Genomic DNA, 3,009 nt, shown 5'->3' with positions numbered 1-3,009 from the left:
CCTGGATGCGGCGGCGCTGGTCTGGTCGAAGGCGCCGGTGATCGTCGGCGCGCACGACACGGGCCCGCTGATCCGCTCGAAGGATGGGTTCTGGCTGGCGATTCCGCTGCCAGCCGCAGGCAAGTCCCTGCGCGGCGGCCGGATCACGCCTGGCGAGTGGGAACGGCGACGCGGGTTGCGCCTGCGCTTCGTCTATCGCCGCACCGGGCCGAGCCTGCTGGTGGCGGAGGGGCGGCTGAACACGAAGGGCCAGGCGGTGGTGTCGCGCTCGAAGACCGGGCGCGGCAAGGTCACCGCCCCGATCTTCCTGCTGGTGCCCCAGGTGAAGCTGCCGAAGCGGCTGGACCTGGCACGAGATGCGGACCGGGCGTTGGACAGCGTACCGGGGCTGATCGTGGCCAACTGGGTGGAGGCGAAGCTATGATCAGCGCCTGAACAAGAGCAGCCTCAGGTCAGGCCCAGAGACGCCAGCGCGACACCGGCCAGCGCACAACCCGCAAGGACCGTCACGGCGCCCAGCCGGAAGCGGAAGACAGCCACGAGCGCGGCGAGCACCAGCGCCGCAGCCGCCAGGTTCACTGTGGACCAGACGGGCACATCCAGATCGAGGCCGTACGCTGTAACGGTCCGCACCTCGTCGAAGACGACATGCAGACCGAACCAGACGGCAAGGTTCAGGATGACGCCCACCACGGCCGCGGTGATGGCGGTCAGTGCCGCCGTCAGCACAGCGTTGTCGCGCAGACGCTCGATGAAGGGCGCGCCGAGGAAGATCCACAGGAAGCAGGGAACGAAGGTAACCCATGTCGTCAGAAGCCCGCCGAGCGTCGCGGCCACAAGGGGCGACAGGCCGCTCGCCTCGCGGAAGGCGCCCATGAAGCCCACGAACTGCGTAACCATGATCAGCGGCCCCGGCGTCGTCTCCGCCATGCCGAGGCCGTCCAGCATCTCGCCGGGAGCGAGCCAGCCGAAGTTCTGCACCGCCTCCTGCGCGACATAGGCCAGCACCGCATAGGCGCCGCCGAAGGTCACCACCGCCATGACGCTGAAGAAACCCGCGATCTGCGAAAACACGTTCTCCGGCCCGAGGGCCGCGAACAACAGCGCCACAGGGGCAAGCCAGAGGACGAGGAAGACGCCGGAAATCCGAAAGGCCCACCCCCGGTTGACCTGCGTGTGAACCGGTGATTCCTCACCCAGCAGGGTGTCGGCGTCGTCGACCTGGACCGTGCCGACCTTGCCGTGTCCGCCGCCGCCATGGAATGCGGTCAGGCCCGCACGCGCGCCGAAGAACCCGATCAGGCCAGCAACGAGGATGATGAGCGGAAACGGAATGGCGAAGCCGAAGATCGCCACGAAGGAGGCGGCGGCGATGGCGACCATCGCCCCGTTCTTGAGCGCGCGCGATCCGATGCGGATCACCGCCTGCACCACGATGGCCAGCACCGCCGCCTTGAGCCCGAAGAACAGTGCCTCGACCGGGCCGACATTGCCGTAGAGCGCATAGATCCAGCTCAGCGCCATGATCGCCACGACGCCGGGCAGCACGAACAGGACGCCCGCGATGATGCCGCCGAGCGTGCGGTGCATCAGCCAGCCGATATAGACGGCGAGCTGCATTGCCTCCGGCCCCGGCAGGAGCATGCAGTAGTTGAGCGCATGGAGAAACCGCTTCTCGCCCAGCCAGCGCTGCTCCTCGACGAGGATCCGGTGCATGAGCGCGATCTGCCCGGCCGGACCGCCGAAGCTCAGGAGGCCGATGCGGGCCCAGATGCGGGTGGCCGCGGCCAGCGTGGGGTATGCGCGGTCCTGCATCAGTCTGCCTTCGGCTTGTTGGTGGGCCAGTTGTGGGTCTCGTCGGTGGCGTCCCGCGCCCAGCGAAAGAAGGCGTCGTAAAGCAGCATCCCGGCCTCCAGCTGCTCCAGATCGTCGGAATACATCCGCGACAGGCCGAGTGATGCGGCAAGCAGACCGGCCGCCTCGGGCGCGAGGTCGAGCCGGGCGGTATCGGCGCCGCGCACGATTGTCGCGAGCCGGTCGAGCGCGGGAATGCTCAGGCCGAACTCGGCCAGCATCACGTCGAAGGTGCAGAGGTCGTCCCGATGGCTCCAGAACACGCCTTCGATGTCGAAGGGCGATGCATTGTAGCGCTCTGCGACGCCCACCACTTCGGCGGGCGCCACGAACAGGATGATCGCGCGGGGATCGAGAAAGCGCCGGATCAGCCAGGGGCACGCGATGCGGTCGATCTTGGGGCGCGAGCGCGTGACCCAGATGGTGCGGCCCTGCGCGTCGCGCGCGGGCAGCTTCACCGGATCGATCAGCGGCATGCCGGCGGAGCGCCATGCCTCGAACCCGCCCTCGAGATACTCGGACGGGCAACCTTCGGCGCGAAGCAAGGCGGCAGTGCCCTGACTGCGCCGGTGACCGGCCTGACAAACGGCGATCGAAGGCTGGCCGCCGAGCTGTGGCGCGAGGGCGGCGAGCGCCTGGTCGTCGATCCGGACAGAACCTGGGAGCAATCGTGGATCGGCGGCGAAATCTTCCTCGGACCGCACGTCGAGCAAAAGCGGTGCGCGGGGGGTTCCGATGATGCGGGTGAGCTTGTCGAACGAAATGGCATTGGGCGCAGGCATGTGCGTTCCTCCGTCGCCGGGGTTGAACAGGAACGCGATCTTCGGCTGGCGCCTCGTGGGGAGCTCGCAATCCCCATGGGTCCAGTTACCGGAAACGCTCTGAAACTGTCAAGAATTGCAAAGGTCAAGCTGCCCATGTTCGGGCGCTTCGGACATCGAAGAGACCCTCCATGCCCACCCCTCGCGAAACCATCCTCGCCGCGCTGCACGCGCGGCTCTCGGCGTTGCCCGCCAGCGCACTGCGGGGTGACGTGTTGCCCGAGCGCGTGCCGACGGAGGGTCTGCTGATCATGCGCGACGGCGAACCGGGGGAGCCCGAGGTGACGTTGTCGCCGCTCGCCTACCACTACCAGCACCGCGCCGAGATCGAGGC

General features: G+C 68.0%; 3 protein-coding genes and 1 pseudogene. 2 read left to right on the top strand and 2 right to left on the bottom strand.

Annotated elements, in window-relative coordinates; translation table 11 throughout:
- A partial coding sequence (locus E3D03_RS20350; RefSeq protein WP_263568462.1) for a DUF6441 family protein occupies nucleotides 1–424 on the top strand: 424 nt, incomplete at its 5' end.
- A gap of 23 nt (nucleotides 425–447) precedes the next feature.
- Here the strand turns inward: E3D03_RS20350 and chrA are convergent.
- Together chrA and E3D03_RS20340 are read right to left on the bottom strand one after the other, a co-directional pair.
- Entirely contained in the window at nucleotides 448–1,815 is a 1,368-nt protein-coding gene (chrA, locus tag E3D03_RS20345) for a chromate efflux transporter (RefSeq protein ID WP_263568461.1), read from the bottom strand.
- On the bottom strand, nucleotides 1,815–2,636 hold the full coding sequence (locus E3D03_RS20340; RefSeq protein ID WP_263568460.1) for a sulfurtransferase/chromate resistance protein: 822 nt from the start codon (nucleotides 2,634–2,636) through the stop codon (nucleotides 1,815–1,817). Before E3D03_RS20340 ends, chrA begins: the two co-directional genes overlap by 1 nt.
- A gap of 170 nt (nucleotides 2,637–2,806) precedes the next feature.
- On the opposite strand from E3D03_RS20340, the pseudogene E3D03_RS20335 reads away from it, so the two are divergent.
- A pseudogene (locus E3D03_RS20335) lies at nucleotides 2,807–3,009 on the top strand (acyl-CoA transferase); the annotation flags it as partial.

Origin of the sequence: Paracoccus sp. DMF (assembly GCF_004407025.1) — a bacterium.
GTDB lineage: Bacteria > Pseudomonadota > Alphaproteobacteria > Rhodobacterales > Rhodobacteraceae > Paracoccus > Paracoccus aminovorans_B.
The sequence above is the reverse complement of the archived record's forward strand: the minus strand, read 5'-3'. Positions and strand labels throughout refer to the sequence as shown.